This is a genomic window from Streptosporangium nanhuense, from assembly GCF_059358815.1.
The window spans coordinates 84,570-102,288 of record NZ_JCADBG010000020.1; the positions used below are offsets into that span (position 1 = coordinate 84,570).

Consider the following 17,719-nt stretch of genomic DNA (forward strand, 5'->3'; position numbering starts at 1 on the left):
TCAGCGGGCGGCCGGGACGGCCGGGAGGGGAAGCGCGCCCACTCCGGCACCGGTGAACCCGTTCCGCTTCGGGTCATTGATGATCTTGAGACTGGACTTGCAGGTCATCTCCACGGACTCCCAGACCAGCTCGTCGTTCCGCTCGACCAGCTCGTGCAGCTGGATCTGCATGGTGTACGAGTAGACGCCGGGCCGGCTCGTGTCGACGGTCGCCGCCCAGTACCAGCCGTCGTAGATCATGTCGGGCGATCCGTACTGGGCCGGATACATGATCTTCTCGGTGACGGCCTCGCCGGTGATGTCGGTGATCACCGGAGCCGGGTAGTTGTACGCGCCGGCGCCGCTCGTGGTCTTGCCGGTGACGTCCAGCAGCTTGGCCGCGGTGAGGCCGCGCCCGCCGCTCGGCTTGCGGGCGCGCTTGCCGACCCGCCGCTGCAGCCGCTTGAGGTCGGCGTCGTTCACGCCGTCGCCGTCGCCGCCGAGCGAGGCCAGCTCGTTCAGCGTGCGCCGGTCGTCGGCGCGTTCCTGCTCGGCCAGGTAGTTGCGCGGCACCGTCGGGGGGATCGACCCCAGCGCCGCGGGCAGCCAGTTCAGCACCTGCTCGGTCGCCTGCGTCCCGTCGAGGAAGTGGGTGCCGGGCACGATCGTCACCAGCTGCTCGGTGCCGACCCCGGCCGAGCCGAACAACTTCATGTTGTCGAACCAGTACGTGTTGCCGTCGAGCGATCGAGTCCGCAGCGCGTTCTCGACGTCGAAGAGCACGATGATCCCGTGTTGCTGGGCCATGGAACCGCCTTTCGCAGAACGTGGCTCACACGCGCAGCAGCGCGGGCGAGTCGATGTGCAGCACGCTGTTGGGTCCTTCGTGGAGCCTGACGGAGAGCCGGTACCGGTAGGGGACACCGGGAACCATGTCGTAGGGCACGATGCCCTCCCACACCAGGAGGTCGTGGTTCTCGAACCCGTTGGAGGCCACGGCGTCGACCGCCGTCCCGTGCGCGGTCTGACCGGCCGGGGCCGAGACGGGCGCACCGGACAGGAACTCGATCGCCTGGATCTCGACCGGGGTCTGCACGTCCACATGGATGGGCGTCCACTGGACGACCTGTCCCGGCGTCACCGCCGTGACGAGGTCGGGGGTCCCCTGGTGCTTGCTGCCCGCCGGGCTGTCGTCGACCAGCGAGATGTTGCCGTTGTGCAGCGTCCGATCGGACAACGCCCCCACGGCGTCGACCATCACGACGATGCTGATCCTGGGTTTCACTGATCCTCCCTTGTCGGATGTCTTTCGGGCGTGCGGGCCACCGCGTGCTCAGCCCCGGTCCCTGACCAGCGGCGTCTTGCCGACGGCGGTCCGCTCGATCTGCGGCGAGGAACGGGGCACGAACACCAGCCGGAACTCGTATCCGGTCTGCTCGATGGCCGCCGCGTTCGCCTCCCGGTCGTTGAAGAGCGACAGGGAGCTCGGCAGCGACTGGGTGAACAGCTGCCGCGTCCCGCTCGGGCCGAGGGCGTGCTCGACGGCCGCGGCCGTGCCCTCGGCGTCGTCCACCGCCACCAGCAGGGTCAGGGCCCGCTCCTCGCGGTGGTTGTGGAACTGGACCTCGTGCGCGACCAGGTCCAGGTCGACGCCGGTCGTCGAGCGCAGCCGCCCGCGCAGGGCCGCGTAGGCCAGCGTCGCCGAGTACTGGCTGTCGTTGAGGTGCAGCACGTCGGCGGTGCGCCCGGCGAACTCGAACCGCTCGGTGCGCAGCCCGGACCCGTTCAGGGCGGGGCGGCGGACCATCCGGTCGCCGAGCTTGAGCCGGAGCAGCGGCGTCTCGTCGGCGTGCAGCCGGGTGACGACCAGCTCGCCCTCCTCCCCCTCGGCGACGGCACGGCCGTGCTCGTCCACGATCTCCACCAGGTGCAGCCCCGGCACGGCGGAGAGGGCGGGCGAGGCGTGGTCGAGCTGGAGCCCGACGCACTCGGCCTGGGTCGCGGCGAAGTAGCTGAGGATCGACACGTTGGGGAAGAACGCCTGCAGCTCGTCGCGCTTGCGCTGCGGCAGGGAGCCGCTGCCGTACATGGCGACCCGGAAGCTCGCCCTGGCGTGCGGGGACAGGCCCGCGCCCAGCTCGGGCAGGAGCGCGATGCCGGCGGTGATGCCCATCAGCGCCTTGTGGCCCGGGTAGGAGAACATGTGCTCCAGCACCGGCGCGCTCACCGGCCCCGCGCCGATGTAGTTGACCTCGGGGACGTGGGACAGGACGCCGCCGACCATGGTCCCGCTGCTCCACATCTGGTAGTCGGCCAGGGTGGTGAACAGCCAGCGCGGCGCGGGGCCGCGCAGGTAGCGGCCGAGCTGGTAGGCGCCCATGAACGCCCCGGCGATGCGGTAGGTGTCGCGCAGCTCCCGCAGGGAGTACACGATCTCCAGGGGCATGCCGTCACCGGTGCCGCCGCTGGCCACCACCTCGAACCCGCCGCGGTCGAGCGGCACGACCATCCCGGCCCGCGCGCCCATGAACATGTCCCGCTGCACGGTCTTGTCCGACAGGGGAATCTTCTCCCACTCGGACATGTCGGCGGGGAGGTCGTGGATCCCGAAGTAGTGCAGCCGCTCGCGCCACAGCGGGTTGAGCAGGGCGATGCCGACGAGCTGCTGGAGCCGGCGGAACACCAGCGCGTTCTGCAGGTCGAGCGGGGCCTGGCAGTAGGGGACCTCGGTGAGCCGCCCGCACTCCTCCAGTTTCCCGGCGAACGACGGCAACCTGACGACCTCGTCCACCGAGCGGGGCCGCAGCTCCTCCTCGGAGATCAGTCGTTCCGCCAGTTCCGCCGAGGTGGCGATGTCCAAACCCGTCATGGTCATGAATGACTCCCGTTTCGCTGGTCGTGCCGGGCCGCGGCGCTCGCGCGCAGCACCCGTTGCCCGATGTCCCTGATCTCGGCGATGAGCATGGCCAGGTGGTCGGTGTCGATCAGGTGGTTCATCACCACCACCCGCAGTGCCGCCACCCCGTCGATGTCGACCTTGGAGATGAAGAAGCGCCCGCCGCCCCGGATCCGGTTACGGATCTCCAGCTGCAGCCGGTGCGTGTTCGCCGGTTCCAGGCCCTCCGGCTGGTACCGGAAGCACAGGATGTTGGACTCCGGCTCGTGCGCCACGGCGAAGTCCGGCTCGGCGGCGAGCATCCGGTGCGCCTGCCGGGTCACCGCGCACAGCCGGTCGATCTTCTGCGCGAACAGCGCCGGGCCGTAGACCGACCAGACCGTCCAGAGCGGCATGATCATCGGGCGTTTCGTGCACTCGAAGTTCTTGTCCGCGCTGTCGTAGGCGCTGTAGACGTCCGGTTCCTCGTCGAAGACGTAGCTGGCGCGCTGCCGGAACGCGCCGCGCGCCGCCGTGCCGTCGCGGTAGAAGAGCAGCGTGCACGGCGCCGGCATGAACAGCATCTTGTGGGCGTCCCAGGTCAGCGAGTCGGCCTGCTCGATGCCGCGCAGCCTGTCGCGGTGGCGGTCCGACAGCAGCAGGCTCGCCCCGTGCGCCCCGTCCACGTGGAGCCAGAGGTCGTACCGGCGTGCCACGGCCGCGAGCTCCTCCAGCGGGTCGAAGGCGCCCATCGAGGTGGTCCCGGCCGAGGCCACCAGGCAGAACGGCCGCAGGCCGCGCCGCCGCGCCTCGTCCAGCACCGGACCGGCCAGGTCGGGGCGGATCCGCCCGGCCCGGTCGACCGGGAGCCGGACGATCTGCCGTTCCCCGATGCCGAGCACCCCGGCCGCCCGGGTCACGCTGTAGTGGACGTCCTCGCTGACCGCGATGGCCGGGAGGTCCGGCACGCCGCCGGCGCCGCGCGTCCATATCTGCGGGAAGGCCCGGTTGCGGGCGGCCAGCAGCGCGGTCAGGTTGGCCAGGGAGCCCCCCGAGGTCGTCAGCATGGCGAACCGGTCGCGGTCCCAGCCGATGAACCGGTTGAGCTCCTCGGCCATGAGCCGTTCGGCGACGTTGGGGAGCTGCCCGGCCTCGTAGAAGGAGGAGGGCTGGTTGACCACCGAGCCGACCAGGTCGATGAGGCTGGCCAGCGGCACCACGCCGGAGAACTGCCGCCCCATGTAGCCGGGCGAGTAGACCGGGATGCCGGTCCCGGTGTACAGGTCGACGATCTGGTTCACCCGGTCGGGGTCGAAGTCGGCGATGCGCTGCCGTTCCGGGGTCATCAGCCCCCGCGCGGTCTTCAGCAGCACCGCCGGGTCGAGGAGGTCGAGCCCCCGGACCGACCGGTCGCCCAGATACGTCGTCAGGCGGCTGACGATGCCCACGGCACCGTCGTGGAAATGCTCGGGGTCGAAGGCCGCGGTGAGGCCCGGCGTGAGTGACCGGAAGCCCGTCGGCTCTGGAAAGGGACTCTGGACATCGGAAAGCGAACTCGTCACGGAGGAGGCTCCAAACGATCCGGCGTCGAGAACACCCATGTGCTCGCACCTGGCCAGGAATTCGAGCATGACGAATTGAACTCCTGGTCGATCACATGAGGGTTCTCGCTAATAAATTCTCGATCTGAGGTGGTGCGCCGAGCGAGAAAAAGACCCCCGGCATACGGGGACACGAGGCTGCATTCGTGCCGTCGCCGGGCCGTTCCCGCCGCTTGGAACGGTCCAACTTCGGGGAGGAATGTCTATCGGTAACAGTGGAAGATGAAACGAGAGGGCCTCGCCGCCCCTGCTCATGCTCTTACTGAAGCATTTATCGCCAATCCGGCGACGATCAGGATCCGGAGGAGATCCGTGGCGGGCGAATCACGATTGATTCGACCTTAATTTCACCCGCCTTATACGCTGGCACGCCCGTCATGTAAGCGACCTAACCATTAATGCCGGGAAGGGCGCAAGACCTCGGATGCAGGTGGAGTGGCAGATTCCGGCCACGGAGACCCGCCCGTGACGATCGGGACGGGAAGGCGCTCGGCAAGTCTCCGCCGTTTCGGGTCTTATGTGTTTTTGTCGGGAATTAGAATTCGACTCGGCATTTGCCCACCGGGAAGGGGCGCGGTCTGCCCCGGCTTCCCGTGACTCCCCGGCGGCCCCGCCGTCCCCGGACCACCGGAGGTGGCCCGGGGACGTTCTCAGGCGCGCTCGTGCCCGGGACGGCCGGCGGGTGGCGCGTCGCCGGTCATGAGGCGGCGGCCCTACCCGAGGTGCCGGGATCCGAGGTGCTGGGATTCGAGGTGCCGGGATTCCAGGTGCCGGGCGAAGAAGCGCAGCGCGTCGTCGGTCTCGAACGCGGGGACTCCCCCGTGGTCGCCGGGGTTGGCGTGCAGCGTCTTGTCCGTGGACCCCAGGGCGCCGAACAGCGCCAGGGCCTGGTCCCTGGGCACCCGCGTGTCGTCCCACTGGAGCAGGAACCGGACCGGCACGGTGACCCGGGCGGCGGACTCGGCCAGCCCGTTCACGCCGAGCAGGCCCAGCACCGCGGCGCGGATCCGGGAGTCGGCGGCGAGCAGCGGCACGCCGAGCCCGCAGCCCATCGACACGCCCCAGTAGCCGGCCGGGCCGGCGCCCACCTGGTCGAGCTCCTGGACCGCGGTCAGAACGGCCTGCCAGTCGGCGACGGCCCGGTCGGCCAGCAGGTCGTGCATGCCCGCGACCAGCCCGGCCGGATCCTCGCCGGCGGCCATACGGGCCCGCATGTCAGCCGCGAACCGGATGAACCGTTCGTCCTTCGGCCGGTCGCCGTGGTTGGGGGCATCGATCGCGGCGACGGCGAAACCCCCCTCGGCGGCGAACCTGTGCGCGCCGGCCAGGACGCCGGGAGCCTTCTTGTGCTGGCCGCCGCCGTGTCCCATCAGGATCAGCGGGCGGGGGCCGGTGGCATCTCGCGGCGTGAACAGCACGCCGGTGATCTCGCCCAGGGTGAAGGAATGTTCGGTGAGACCGTCGGTCGACGTCTCGGAGGTCAAGCTGAAGCGCATGGCGTTTCAGAGCCTTTCGGGGGTGCCTTGTGCGGGCGCTCCCTAGACCATGCGAAGGAGGGAGCCCCGACCCGTCATCACAGCGTTGATCGGTCTCACCTCCTCCAGTCGTACCACCGCACGGCGCCGACGAAGTTATCACACGGATGGCCGGACATATCACGGGATTCGGGTTGCACGACCAGGGCCGCCCCTTCCCGCCCGGCTTCCTCCGCCCGGCTTCCTCCGCCGCCTGACGGCCGAGCGCCTGGGCGTCGTCCCTGACGAGGTCGCGGCCGGGCACCGCGTCGCGCCGAGCCGAGCCGGAGGGTCACGCCACGGTGCGTCGGGCCCGGAAGTCCCGACGCGGTGATCGGCACCGGCCGGCTCCGCGTCTCCGAGATCGGCCGAAGGTGTTGTCCCGCACTCTCCGACTGGGCTAGACAGGTCGCATGACAGAGACGTCAGCAGCCGGACACCCCCTTCCGCAGGTCGCCGATCGGCGGACCTGGCAGGCGAGGATCGACGAGCTCCGGGTCAGGGAGAAGGCCCACACCAGGGCCGGGGACGCGCTGGCCGCCGAACGCCGCCGGCTGCCGATGGTCGAGGTCGATCCGCGGACCCCGCTGATCGGGGCCGACGGCCCGGTGCCGCTGATCGACGTCTTCGGCGGCCGGTCCCAGCTGATCGCCTACTTCCAGATGTGGCACACCGGCAGGCCCGCCGCGGAGCAGTGCGAGGGCTGCACCTTCTCCACGGCCCACATGAACGAGCTGTCCTACCTGCACTCGCGGGACGTCGGCTACGCGACCTTCTGCCAGGGACCGTACGAGGAGAGCTCGCGCTACCGCGACTTCATGGGCTGGACGGTTCCCTGGTACTCGGTGCCGCAGGACGCCGTGGACCGGCTGGTCGCGGACCGGCACTTCGGCATCCTGGTCAGCTATCTCCGCGACGACGGCAAGGTCTACGAGACCTACTGGACCACCGGCCGCGGCAACGAGCCGATGGCGCCGTCGTACGGGCTGCTGGACCTGACCGTCCACGGCCGGCAGGAGTTCTGGGAGGACTCGCCGGAGGGCTGGCCTCGGCACTGGGACTCCAGGGGTGACCAGTTCCGGACGGACGGCCGCCCGACCGCCCAGTGGTCACGGATCAAGGCCGGGCACGACGACGACCTCGGCACCTCGTCCGGCGATCATCCTCGGCCGCACTGCCACTGATCTGCACGACGGTCCGTCCGCCGAGATCGATGGACCGCAGCGGGCCCGGCGAGTTGACGGCGTCGAACCCGGGCGCGGGCGGACCGTCCTTGAGCGTCACCCGGTCCGGGTGGCGAGCCTTGAGCGCCAGGGCCTCGTCCGGCGACCCGGCAAGAACAATCTTCTCCGCCCCCTGGGCGAAGGCCCGGGCGGCCACGGTGAAAGCGCGCATGACGTCGACCACGACCGCCACGGACGGGGTTTCGGCCAGATCGGCGACATCGAGGAAACGGGTGTCCGTTCCGGTGATGATCGCGCATGCCCGACCCGGGGTGTCCGGGGAGTGACGCGCGTCATATCGACGGTGCCGGCATGTTCCCCACCCCCGAACCCCGGACGCGGTGAGACGGCCTCCCCCCGCCAGGAGGCCGCCCCACGATGTGTGCCCGGTCAGGCGAGCAGCTTCGAGATCCTGGTCTCCGGTTCCACCACGGCCCTGGTGAGCAGGGCCGCCACCCGCTCCAGGCGTTCCTCGACCTCTTTCCCGTCCCAGAGCTCGACGGCGTACTCCAGGTCGAGCACGACCCGCTCCCCTGCCATCCCGGCGTACATCTCCAGCTCGTAGCGGTTGGCCCGGGTGTGCACGTAGTCGAAGCCGACCTCGCAGCCGGCCAGTTCCGGGATCGCGGGGCCGTCGCCCGCCCAGTCGGAGGTCACCTGGAACAGCGGCATCCGGCGCGGGTCGGGGTGGATCCTCAAGGCCCGCACCACCTCGTTGAACGGGGTGCTCTGGTGGGCGTAGGCCTCCAGCACGGTCCTGCGCACCCGCCCGGTCAGCTCGGCGAAGGTGGGGTCGCCGCCGCAGTCGACGCGCAGCGCCACCATGTTGACGAAGCAGCCGACCACGCCCTCCAGGCCGGGCAGCGGCCGGTTGTCGGCGGTGGTGCCGATCACCACGTCGTCCTGGCCGCTCCACCGCGCCAGCATCGCCGCGAACGCGGCCGTCACCAGCATGTAGGGCGTGGCCCTGCTCTGCCTGGCCAGCGCGAGCAGCCTGCGCGACTCGGCGTGCGGCAGGCGGTGGGCGATCATCTCGGTGTCGCGGCCCTCGCGCCGCCCCTCGCGCGTCCTGGGCAGGACCAGTTCGGGCGCCTCGCGCAGCCGCTCTCGCCAGAACCGCTCCGAGGCCGCGGCCTCGGGCCCGCCGAGCCAGGCCTGCTCCCAGGCCACGTAGTCGGCGAAGCGCAGGTGCGGCGCGGCGGGGGCGGCGTCCCGCTCGGAGTACAGGCGTCCCAGCTCGCCCACCAGCAGCCCGATGGACACCCCGTCGGTGACCAGGTGGTGCTGGACCAGCGCGAGGACGTGGTCGTCCTCGCCGAGCCGGTAGAGGGTGGCCCGTACGAGCGGCGCGGTGGACAGGTCGAAGCCGGTGCCGGCGTCGCGCGCGGTGCGGCGGGCCGCCTCCCGCGCCCGCTCGTCCCCGGGCAGGCCGGTGAGGTCCTCGACGGGCAGCTCGACGCGTACGCCGGGGTCGAAGCGCAGCACCGGCACGTCGCCGACGAGCGCCACGCGGGCGCGCAGGTTCTCGTGCCGCGCGACCACCGCGTCGAACGCGCCGCGCAGGGCGTCCACGTCGAGCGGGCCGCGCACCCGGTAGGTGACGGCGGCGATGAAGTCGCGCGCGTCGCCGCCCGCCAGCTGCTCGTTGATCCAGATCTGCAGCTGCGCGGTGGACAGCGCGCTGGTGTCGGGCTCCTCGGCCTTCCCGGGCTCCTTCGTGAAGACCGTACGGCCCGCGCGACCGGCGCGGCCCGCCTCGCCAAGCGTGTGCTCCAGCGCGGGGTGCTTGGCCGCCATGTGGTCGGCCAGGTCGGCGGGGGTGCAGTTCTCGAACAGCGCCATCAGCGGTACGCGCACGGCGAGCACGGAGGCGATCTCGCGCACCAGCCTGGCCGCCAGCATCGAGTGGCCGCCCAGGGCGAAGAAGTCGTCGTCGGGCTCCACCACGTCCAGGTTCATCACGCGTGCCCAGATGACGCAGAGCGCGGCCTCCAGGGCGGGCAGCTCGGCCCGCTCGTCGCGCTCGCCCGCGTCGGGCAGCCGCCCGGTCTCGACGCTGCCGTCCCCGGCGCGCGGGATGTGGTCCACCGGCACGACGACGGCGGGCACCATGTACTGCGGCAGCCGCTCGACGAGGACGGCGCGCAGCTCGTCGGGGGGCGGCCCGGCGACGGTGTAGGCGACCAGCTCGCGGCCCGCGCCGCCCTCGACCGCGACGACGGCGGCGTCGCGCACGGCGGGATGGGCGCGCAGCACCTCCTCGACGTCCTCCAGCTGCACCTGGAACGGGCCGAGACCGACCAGCCGGTCCTCGCGCCCGCGCTCGACCACGCGCCCGTCGGGCCTGCGGGTGGCCAGGCGGCCGGTGGGACCGGCCCCGCGCCCGCCGCCGGAGCGGCGGACCAGCTGGCCGACGGCCCCGGCGGGCAGCACGTTGCCGTCGTGGTCGAGCACGCTCACGTCGCCCTGGGTGAGGGTGGCCCGCTCCTCCGGGGCGATCATCGGGATGTCCGCGACGGTCTGGGCCGGGTCGTCGGCGACCGCCCGCAGCACCCGTTCGTAGTGGCGCATCACGCGGGCGATCGTGGCCTCGTCGAAGAGGGCGTCGTCGTACTCGACGAAGAAGTCGACCCGGTCGCCCCGGCGCACGGCCTCGACCGCGACGTCGAAGCGGGACCGGCCGCGCGTCACCTCGGCCTCGGCTGCGGGCACGCCGCCGATGGAACGCTCGGCGGCCCCGGCGTCCCACATGGTGAAGACGACCTGCACCAGAGGGGTGTGCCCGGCGTCGCGCTCGGGCTGCAGGAACTCCACGAGCTTCTCGAAGGGCACGTACTGGTGGTCGAAGGCGTCGAAGGCCGCCTCGCTGACCGCGTCGGCCAGGTCGGTGAAGGGCGTCTCGCCGGCCGGGCGCAGGCGTACGGGCACGATGTTGGCGAAGAAGCCGAGCGCGCCGTCGAACTCGCGCCCGGGGCGGCCGGGGGCGCCGGTGCCGAGCACCATGTCGCCGCGTCCCGTGTAGCGGTAGAGGGTGGCGGCGAAGGCGGCCAGCAGCACGGTGAAGACGGTGCCGCCCACCCGCTCGGCGACCTCGCCGAGCGGTCTCGTCAGGGCGGGGTCGAGCGGGAAGCGCTCGCGCCTGCCCGCGCCGGCCCGGCGGCGCGGCCGGGGCCGGTCGGCGGGCAGCTCCAGCACGGTGGGCGCGCCGTCGAGCTCGCGGCGCCAGTGGTCGACGTCGGCGGCCAGGCGGCCCCCGGCGAACTGCTCGCGCTGCCAGCGGGCGAAGTCGCCGTACTGGGCGGGCGGCTCGCCCGGTGACTCACCCGGCGACCCGGCCGGCGACTCCCCCGCCGATCCGGTCCGCGTCTCACCGGGTGACCCGCTCTGTGGCTCACCGGGTGACCCGTTCTGTGGCTCACCGGGTCGCCCGCTCGGTGAGCCGCTCTGTCGCTCACCGGGTGACCCGCCGGGGAGCTCGCCACGGTAGGCGGCGTCCAGCTCGTCCAGCAGCAGGTTCATCGAGAACCCGTCGCTGATGATGTGGTGGACCCCCAGCACGAGTGCCTGCCGGTCCGCGCCGAGCGTGACGAGCGAGGCGCGCAGCAGCGGTCCCGAGGCCAGGTCGTAGGGGGCCTCGGCGACCTCGCGGGCGTACTCCATGAGCGCCTGCTCGCCGCCGACGGCCGCCTCGCGCAGCACGGGGCCACGGTCCCAGACCGCCTGCACCGGTTCCGCGCCCTGGTAGACGAAGGTGGTGCGCAGCACATCGTGCCGCGCGACCACCCGCTCCAGCGCCCGCCCGAGCCTGGCGGCGTCGAGCGCGCCGTCCAGGACGAGCACCTTCAGCTCGTTGTACGAGCCGTTGCCCGGGTCGTCCTGCTCGACGAACCAGAGCTGCTCCTGGAGGTAGGACAGCGGGGCGGTGCGGACGGGCAGACCGGTCATGACGGTCCCTCCGTCTTTCTCGCGATCACCCAGAGGAAGCGCGACTCCCCGAGCGGTGTCCGCTGCGCCACGACCTCGTCGCGCTCGGGGACCAGGCCCGTCTCGCGCAGCAGGCGCAGGTTCTCCTCGGTGGGGAAGCCGGAGAAGAACATCGTCGAGCCGAACCACTCCTCCACCGCGCCGGGGATGTCCTCGGTCATGAGCGTGGCCAGCAGCAGGCCGCCCGGCTTCAGCCAGCGGGCGATGCCCCGCAGCAGGCCGGGCAGCTCCTCCCTCGGCAGGTGGGTGAGGGTGTAGATGGACACGACCGCGTCGAAGGAGGCCTCGGGGAACTCCGCCTCGGCCATGTCCGCCTGTACGAGCGTCGCGCCCGGCAGGGTCTTCCCGGCGAGCTTGAGCTGCTCGGCGGAGATGTCCACGGCGGTGAGGGCGTGCGCCTCGGCCAGGCGGCGCGACGACTCGTGGCCGCCGCCGACGCCCAGCTCCAGCACGGCCGCGCCCTCGCCGGGCAGCATGCCGAGCAGGTGGTCGGTCCAGGTCGTGCGGGGGCCGTCGGAGAACTCCGACTGGAAGGCGGCGTAGCGGTCGGCGATGTCGTCCCAGCCCTCGCGGACGATGTCCTTGATGTCGGAGCGGACCTCGGAGTCGACGGCGTCGGCGACCCCGGCGATGGTGGGCCGGTCGAAGAACTCGACGACCGGCACCTCGATACCGAAGATCGTTCGTACCTTGCCCAGGAGCTGGATGACCTGGATGCTGGTGCCGCCCAGCTCGAAGAAGTGGTCGTGCGGGCCGAGGGAGTCGACGCCGAGCAGCGGTTTCACGATCTCCTCGGCGACCCTGCGGCGGGTCGGCGTCCACTCACCGTCGTCGGTCCCGGTGGCCGGGCCGGTACGTTCTCCCCTGGCCTCGGCCAGGGCGTCGCGGTCGACCTTGCCGGTCGGGGTGAGCGGGATCTCGGGCACGTGGACGAACTCGTTGGGCACCAGCGGCGCCGTCAGCCACCGGGCCGCGATCTCGCGCAGCTCGCTCACGCCGGGCGGCTCCCCTGCGGTGGAGACGACGTAGGCGATCAGGCGGGCGTCGCCGTCGTCGCGCGCCTCAGCCTCGACCACGGCGTGCGCGATGTCGGGGTGCCTGCAGAGGGTCGCCTCGATCTCCTCCAGCTCGACGCGGACGCCGCGCACCTTGACCTGGCGGTCGGCCCGCCCGGCGAAGACCAGCTCGCCCTCGGGGGTCCAGCGCACCAGGTCGCCGGTGCGGTAGAGCCGCTCGCCGGGCGTGGTGGCGAACGGGTCGGGGACGAAGGAGGCCGCGCTCGTGCCGGGACGCCCCAGGTAGCCGCGCCCGAGGCCGGGGCCGCCGACGTACAGCTCGCCGACCGTGCCGATCGGCACGGGGCGCATCTCCTCGTCCAGGGCGTAGGCCCGGTGGTTGGGCATGGCGCGGCCGATGGGCGGCGAGGTGTCCCAGCTTCCCTCGCACTCCTGGGTGATGACGCCGACGGTGGTCTCGGTGGGCCCGTAGCTGTTGACGAACCTGCGCCCGGCCGCCCAGCGGGTGGTGAACTCGCCCGAGTAGCTCTCGCCGCCGACGGCGACGACCCGCAGGTCGGGGAAGTCGCCGGGCTCCAGCAGCCGCAGCACCCCGGGGGTGCCCATGTAGACGGAGATGCGGCGCTCGCGCAGCAGGTCGCGGAAGCGCTCGGAGGAGGTGCGGGTCTCGCTGGAGGCGACGTGCAGGGCCGCTCCCGACAGCAGCGCCCCGAAGGCGTCGAAGGTGGAGACGTCGAAGGCGATCGAGGAGAACTGCACGAAGCGGTCACGCGGCGAGAGCCCGTACAGGTGCTGTGCCCCCCGGACGAACGCGGTGACCGCGCGGTGCTCGATGAGGACCCCCTTGGGCGCTCCCGTGCTGCCCGAGGTGTACATGACGTAGGCGAGGTTGGCCGGGTGCAGCGGCACGCCGGGGTCGCTCTCGTCGCTGCCGGGGTGGTCGTCGACGTTGACCACGCACCACGGGCCCGGCGGCACCTCGGCCTCGGTGGTGGAGTCGGCCAGCACCACGGCGGTGCCGGCGTCGCGCAGGATCGCCTCGACCCGCTCGGGCGGGTTGCCCTCGTCGACCGGCACGTACGCGCCCCCGGCGGCCAGCGTCGCGAACATGGACACGACCGTGTTCGCCGAGCGGCGCTGGTAGATGGCGCAGCGGTCCTCGCGGCGCAGGCCGAGGCCGAGCAGGTGCCCCGCCAGGCGGTTGGCGGCGCGGCTTACCTCGTCGTAGGTGAGGGCGGTGCCCTCCTCGTCCGTCAGCGCCGTGGCAGCGGGCGACCTGGCGACCTGGGCGGCGAACCGTTCGATGACGGTCGCCGGCTCGTCGGCCAGCTCGGTGCGGTTCCACTCCTCGACGACCAGGCGCGCGTCGTGCTCCTGGATCGTGTCCATCGGGCTCCTCCTTAGGGGGACCGTCCTCGGGGGACCGTTCGTCGTCCGGGACCGGCGGGTCAGGACCGCCCGTCGTCCATCCAGCGGCGCAGGCTCAGGGGACGCATGTCGGTCCAGACCTCCTCGATGTGGGCCAGGCACTCCTCGCGGGTGCCGCTGTGGCCCGCGCTCCGCCAGCCCTCGGGAATGTCACGGTCGGCCCACCATATGGAGTACTGCTCCTCGTGATTGAGCACCACTGTGTACTCGGCGGTCTCCACGGACTCGGCCATTCGAATCTCCTTCGCTTCATTCGCCATTCGACACGACGTTGCAATCAGACAATGCCATGGTCAAGCAGAAGCGATTTAACGCGCTTTCCGGGAAATGTTAGAGTTTTGAAGGGGAGCTATGTGTGGAATAGCCGGCGTATCTGTTCTCGACGGGACCGCCGGGCGGCCGGCCTTCGACGGGCTCGTCACCCTGCAGCACCGTGGCCAGGAGTCCTGGGGCGTCGCGGTGGCCGGGCCGGGGGGTGTGGAGGTCCGGCGGTCGCTGGGATTCGCCTCGCGCTCGGACTGCGGTGACCCGGCCCGCGGCGACCGGCCCGCCGGGAGGGTGGCGGTCGCCCACACCAGGTACTCGACCACGGGCGCCACGCTGCTGGAGAACTCCCAGCCCTTCGTCCACGAGGCGCGTCGCGTGGCGCTGGCGCACAACGGGGATCTCACCAACGCCGCCGACCTGCGCGCCCGGCTCGGCCGCGAGGGGTACGGGTTCCGCTCGACCAGCGACTCGGAGGTCATCCTCGCCCTCCTCGCCGACGCCCTGGACACCCCGAGCGCTTTGGACGACCCCGACGACCCCGGCGCCCCCGGCGACCCTGGCGCTCAGGCCGGCGAGCCGATCGTGGCGGCGGTCACGAGGGCGGTGCGGGCGCTGCGCGGCGCGTACTCGGTGGTGTGCGCCGTCGGCGACCTGCTCGTGGCCTTCAGGGACCCGCACGGCCTGCGCCCCCTGGTCGCGGGATTCGCCGAGGGCAGGGCGGTCGTCGCCTCGGAGACCTGCACGCTCGACGCGCTCGGCTGCCCCGAGCAGCGGGAGGTGGAGCCGGGTGAGCTGCTCGTCCTGCGCGACGGCCGCCTGATCGGGGCGCACCGCGTGGCCGCCCCCGCCCCGCGCAGCTTCTGCGTGTTCGAGCACCTCTACCTGTCCAGGCAGGACTCCAGGATCGACGGCGCCAGGACCGGCGCGACGCGGATGGCGTTCGGCGAGCGGCTGGCGCTGGAGTCCCCGGCGGAGGCCGACCTGGTCGTGGCCGTACCCGCCTCCGGGGTGCCCGCCGCCCGGGGGTACGCGCGGGCGGCGGGGCTCCCGCTGGCCGGGGCGCTGGTCCGCGACGAGCAGGTGGGCAGGACGTTCATCGAGCCCGACCGGCGGCGGCGCGAGCGTAAGCTGCGGCGCAAGTTCTCGATCGGCTCGCCGGTGGACGGGGCCAGGGTCGTGGTGGTCGACGACTCGATCGTGCGCGGGTCCACCATGCGGCGCATCGTCACGCTGCTGCGCGAGTCGGGGGCGAGCGAGGTGCACGTGCGGATCGCCGCGCCGGCGCTGATCGCGCCCTGCCACTACGGGGTGGACATCGTCGACACCGGCGAGCTGGTGGCGACCGGCCGCGAGGCCGGGGAGGTGTGCCGGATCATCGGCGCGACGAGCCTGGCGTACCTGTCGGTGGCGGGCATGCGCCACACGGTCGGGAGCGCGGCGGGCGAGGGGTTGTGCGAGGGCTGCATCACCGGCGAGTACCCCACCCCGGTGAGCCCGGAGCGCGACAAGTTGAAGCTCGTACCCGCACAGGCCCCGCGGCACGCGGCGCCCCGGGCGGCCGTCCACCCCCGTTGACGGTGATCAAGGCCGCGCCTAGCCTCCGCCAGATGGGACCTAACACACAGCCGAACGGCTACGACGACGGTGGTTGCGACGCCCGCTACACCAGGACCGCCTGCCTGTGGGGACGCAGGCCGGACCGGATCTCCGACGTGCTGGGGGACGCCCTCTCCCTGCCCGGGGCGCCCGAGGACGTCGGCCCGCCCTCCGCTCCGGCCGGCGCGGACGCGCCCGCCGTCCTGGACGTGGGGTGCGGCGAGGGGCGCAACGCGGTACGCCTCGCCCAGCGGGGCGCGCGGGTGCTGGCGATGGACGTGTCGGCCGCCGCGCTGGAGAACGGCGCGCGGGCGTGGGGCGACGCCGGGGGGATCGAGTGGCGGCAGGGCGACGCGCGCACCGCCGGGCTGGAGCCCGCCTCCTTCGACGGGGTGCTGGCGTGCAGCGTCCTGCACTGGCTGGAGGACGAGGCTCAGGTCGCCGACGTCGTCGCCAGGCTCCAGGCCGCGACCAGGCCGGGAGGGGTCAACGCCCTGCTGATGTTCAACCGCGGTCACGCCTACGCACCTCCCGCCGGCGAGATGCGCATGCCGGTCCTGCTGCCCCACGAGTGGTACCTCGACAGGTACGCCGGCTGGACCGTGCTGAGCGCCACCGACGCCGACTCCACGCACACGCACAAGGGCCACGAGGAGCCGCACACCCACGCGGTGACCAGGCTCGTCGCCCTCAAGGGAGGCGGCGCGTGAGCCCGCTCGGCCCCGGCCGCGCGGGCGCGCGAGAGACCGGGCCCGCGGGCTCGCGGGAGACCGGGCCCGCAGGTACGCGAGAGACCAGGCCCACGGATGCGCGGGAGACCGGACCCACGGGTGCGCGCGTGACGCCGGGGACACCGGGGACGCCGGGGGCACCGGGAACGTCGGGAACGTCGGGAACGTCGGGAACGTCGGGGACGTCGGGGACGCCGGGGGCACCGGGGATCGGTCTCGGGAACCGCGGCGGGGGCGAGCCGGTCTCCCCCGGCCCGCCGCACCCGCTCGAATGGCCGGTCTACGACGACGGCGTGGCGGCCAGGGTCGCCGAGCTGGTGACACTGGGGCGCACCTTCGACTACGACTACGGGCCCGAGCTGGCCGAGCTGGAGCGGTCGTTCGCCGAGCGGCACGGCCGCGCCCACGCCCTGGCGCTCACCTCGGGCACGGCCGGGCTGCTCGCCGCCTACTTCGCGCTGGGCGTCGGGCCCGGCGACGAGGTGATCGTCCCGGACCTCACCTTCTTCAGCACCGCCTCGCCGCTGTTCCTGCTGGGCGCGGTGCCGGTGCTCTGCGACGCGGGCGACGCCTCCGGGAACGTGGCCGCGGCGGACGTGGAGGCGCTGGTCACCCCCCGTACGGTCGCGATCGTCGTCACCCACCTGTGGGGCCACAGCTGCGACATGGACGCCCTGCGCGCGGTGGCCGACCGGCGCGGGCTCGCCCTGGTCGAGGACTGCTCGCACGCCCACGGCTCCACCTTCCGCGGCCGGCCGGTGGGCTCCATGGGCGACATCTCGGTCTTCAGCGTGGGCGGCAGGAAGCTGATCTCGGGAGGCATGGGCGGCATGCTCCTCACCGACTCCGAGGACGTCTTCGCCCGCGCCTGCCTGCTGACCAACTTCCGGCACCGCACCGACCTGACCATCGACGCCGTCCGCTACAAGCCGTTCCTGCTGACCGGTCTCGGCGGCAACTTCCGCATCTCCACGCCGGGTGCCGTGCTCGCCCAGAGCCACCTCGACCGCCTGGACGAGCTGGTGGAGCACAGGGTGGCCAACATGTCCGCCCTGGCCGCGGGGCTCGGCGAGCTGCCGGGCGTGCGGCCCTCCCCCGTCGCCGAGGGCGTCACGATGGGGGCCTGGTACGACGGGGTCGTCGAGGTGACGCCGGAGTGCCCGTTCAGCCGGGACGGGCTGGTGGCGGCCGGTCAGGAGCGCGGCCTGAAGGTGCGCGCCCCGGCCACCCGGCCGCTGCACGTCTTCCCGCTCTTCCAGGGCACCGCGCCCGACTGGTCGCCCCAGCTCGCCGCCGCCGTACGGGCCGCGGCGGCGGTGAACGACCGGCCGTTCCCGCGTTCCGCGGAATTGTTCGCCCGGTGGATGAAATTGCCGGTGAATTTCCTCTGGGAGGCCGGCTCGCCGCTGGTCGGCGCGTATCTCGAGGCGTTCGACGACGCATTCTCGATGGCGCGCACCGCGTAACGTCGTTCCTGTTCCCGGCCTTTCCAGCGCTCACCGCGC

At 72.4% G+C, this 17,719-nt stretch carries 13 protein-coding genes; 4 read left to right on the forward strand and 9 right to left on the reverse strand.

Going from position 1 to position 17,719, the window contains the following annotated elements; all coding sequences use genetic code 11:
* The 5 genes from AC5L38_RS32295 to AC5L38_RS32315 all read right to left on the reverse strand — a co-directional run bounded on the left by AC5L38_RS32295 (position 1) and on the right by AC5L38_RS32315 (position 5,951).
* Positions 1–786: a hypothetical protein gene (locus tag AC5L38_RS32295; RefSeq protein ID WP_495246592.1), complete on the reverse strand. Its 786-nt coding sequence runs from the start codon at positions 784–786 to the stop codon at positions 1–3.
* Between the two features lie 25 nt (positions 787–811).
* Positions 812–1,264 (reverse strand): DUF8788 domain-containing protein, encoded by a 453-nt coding sequence (locus tag AC5L38_RS32300; protein ID WP_495246593.1) that lies wholly within the window; start codon positions 1,262–1,264, stop codon positions 812–814.
* A 48-nt stretch (positions 1,265–1,312) separates the two neighbouring features.
* Positions 1,313–2,854 (reverse strand): phenylacetate--CoA ligase family protein, encoded by a 1,542-nt coding sequence (locus tag AC5L38_RS32305; RefSeq protein ID WP_495246594.1) that lies wholly within the window; start codon positions 2,852–2,854, stop codon positions 1,313–1,315.
* Positions 2,851–4,416, reverse strand: coding sequence for a pyridoxal phosphate-dependent decarboxylase family protein (locus AC5L38_RS32310; protein WP_495246595.1), 1,566 nt, complete (start codon positions 4,414–4,416; stop codon positions 2,851–2,853). The genes AC5L38_RS32305 and AC5L38_RS32310 overlap by 4 nt, the downstream gene beginning before the upstream one ends.
* A gap of 752 nt (positions 4,417–5,168) precedes the next feature.
* Positions 5,169–5,951 (reverse strand): dienelactone hydrolase family protein, encoded by a 783-nt coding sequence (locus AC5L38_RS32315; RefSeq protein WP_495246596.1) that lies wholly within the window; start codon positions 5,949–5,951, stop codon positions 5,169–5,171.
* 431 nt (positions 5,952–6,382) lie between these two features.
* Here AC5L38_RS32315 and AC5L38_RS32320 point away from each other — a divergent pair, with 431 nt between their 5' ends.
* On the forward strand, positions 6,383–7,153 hold the full coding sequence (locus AC5L38_RS32320; RefSeq protein ID WP_495246597.1) for a DUF899 family protein: 771 nt from the start codon (positions 6,383–6,385) through the stop codon (positions 7,151–7,153).
* Here the strand turns inward: AC5L38_RS32320 and AC5L38_RS32325 are convergent.
* The 4 genes from AC5L38_RS32325 to AC5L38_RS32340 all read right to left on the reverse strand — a co-directional run bounded on the left by AC5L38_RS32325 (position 7,086) and on the right by AC5L38_RS32340 (position 13,853).
* Positions 7,086–7,385 carry a 2-phosphosulfolactate phosphatase gene (locus AC5L38_RS32325; RefSeq protein WP_495246598.1) on the reverse strand — a complete coding sequence of 100 codons (300 nt, stop codon included), beginning with the start codon at positions 7,383–7,385 and terminating at the stop codon, positions 7,086–7,088. The two genes, AC5L38_RS32320 and AC5L38_RS32325, sit on opposite strands and share 68 nt — an antisense overlap.
* Positions 7,386–7,582: 197 nt before the next feature.
* Positions 7,583–11,137 carry a condensation domain-containing protein gene (locus tag AC5L38_RS32330; RefSeq protein ID WP_495246599.1) on the reverse strand — a complete coding sequence of 1,185 codons (3,555 nt, stop codon included), beginning with the start codon at positions 11,135–11,137 and terminating at the stop codon, positions 7,583–7,585.
* Positions 11,134–13,581 carry a non-ribosomal peptide synthetase gene (locus tag AC5L38_RS32335; protein WP_495246600.1) on the reverse strand — a complete coding sequence of 816 codons (2,448 nt, stop codon included), beginning with the start codon at positions 13,579–13,581 and terminating at the stop codon, positions 11,134–11,136. Before AC5L38_RS32335 ends, AC5L38_RS32330 begins: the two co-directional genes overlap by 4 nt.
* Before the next feature lie 59 nt (positions 13,582–13,640).
* Positions 13,641–13,853: an MbtH family protein gene (locus AC5L38_RS32340; RefSeq protein ID WP_495246601.1), complete on the reverse strand. Its 213-nt coding sequence runs from the start codon at positions 13,851–13,853 to the stop codon at positions 13,641–13,643.
* 118 nt (positions 13,854–13,971) lie between these two features.
* Here AC5L38_RS32340 and purF point away from each other — a divergent pair, with 118 nt between their 5' ends.
* The 3 genes from purF (at position 13,972) to AC5L38_RS32355 (ending at position 17,680) form a co-directional block, all read left to right on the forward strand.
* Positions 13,972–15,462, forward strand: a complete 1,491-nt coding sequence (gene purF / locus AC5L38_RS32345) for an amidophosphoribosyltransferase (protein WP_495246602.1) — start codon at positions 13,972–13,974, stop codon at positions 15,460–15,462.
* Positions 15,463–15,494: 32 nt separating this feature from the next.
* Positions 15,495–16,193, forward strand: coding sequence for a class I SAM-dependent methyltransferase (locus tag AC5L38_RS32350; protein WP_495246603.1), 699 nt, complete (start codon positions 15,495–15,497; stop codon positions 16,191–16,193).
* A 128-nt stretch (positions 16,194–16,321) separates the two neighbouring features.
* Positions 16,322–17,680, forward strand: coding sequence for a DegT/DnrJ/EryC1/StrS family aminotransferase (locus tag AC5L38_RS32355; RefSeq protein ID WP_495246604.1), 1,359 nt, complete (start codon positions 16,322–16,324; stop codon positions 17,678–17,680).
* Positions 17,681–17,719 lie beyond the last annotated feature (39 nt).

What these genes read in the sequence shown, in the direction of transcription:
- AC5L38_RS32335 (WP_495246600.1), bottom strand. Translation starts at nt 13,581, where the DNA reads ATGGACACGATCCAGGAGCACGACGCGCGCCTGGTCGTCGAGGAGTGG.
- AC5L38_RS32305 (WP_495246594.1), bottom strand. Translation starts at nt 2,854, where the DNA reads ATGACCATGACGGGTTTGGACATCGCCACCTCGGCGGAACTGGCGGAA.
- AC5L38_RS32350 (WP_495246603.1), top strand. Translation starts at nt 15,495, where the DNA reads ATGGGACCTAACACACAGCCGAACGGCTACGACGACGGTGGTTGCGAC.
- AC5L38_RS32330 (WP_495246599.1), bottom strand. Translation starts at nt 11,137, where the DNA reads ATGACCGGTCTGCCCGTCCGCACCGCCCCGCTGTCCTACCTCCAGGAG.
- AC5L38_RS32340 (WP_495246601.1), bottom strand. Translation starts at nt 13,853, where the DNA reads ATGGCCGAGTCCGTGGAGACCGCCGAGTACACAGTGGTGCTCAATCAC.
- AC5L38_RS32320 (WP_495246597.1), top strand. Translation starts at nt 6,383, where the DNA reads ATGACAGAGACGTCAGCAGCCGGACACCCCCTTCCGCAGGTCGCCGAT.
- purF (WP_495246602.1), top strand. Translation starts at nt 13,972, where the DNA reads ATGTGTGGAATAGCCGGCGTATCTGTTCTCGACGGGACCGCCGGGCGG.
- AC5L38_RS32315 (WP_495246596.1), bottom strand. Translation starts at nt 5,951, where the DNA reads ATGCGCTTCAGCTTGACCTCCGAGACGTCGACCGACGGTCTCACCGAA.
- AC5L38_RS32295 (WP_495246592.1), bottom strand. Translation starts at nt 786, where the DNA reads ATGGCCCAGCAACACGGGATCATCGTGCTCTTCGACGTCGAGAACGCG.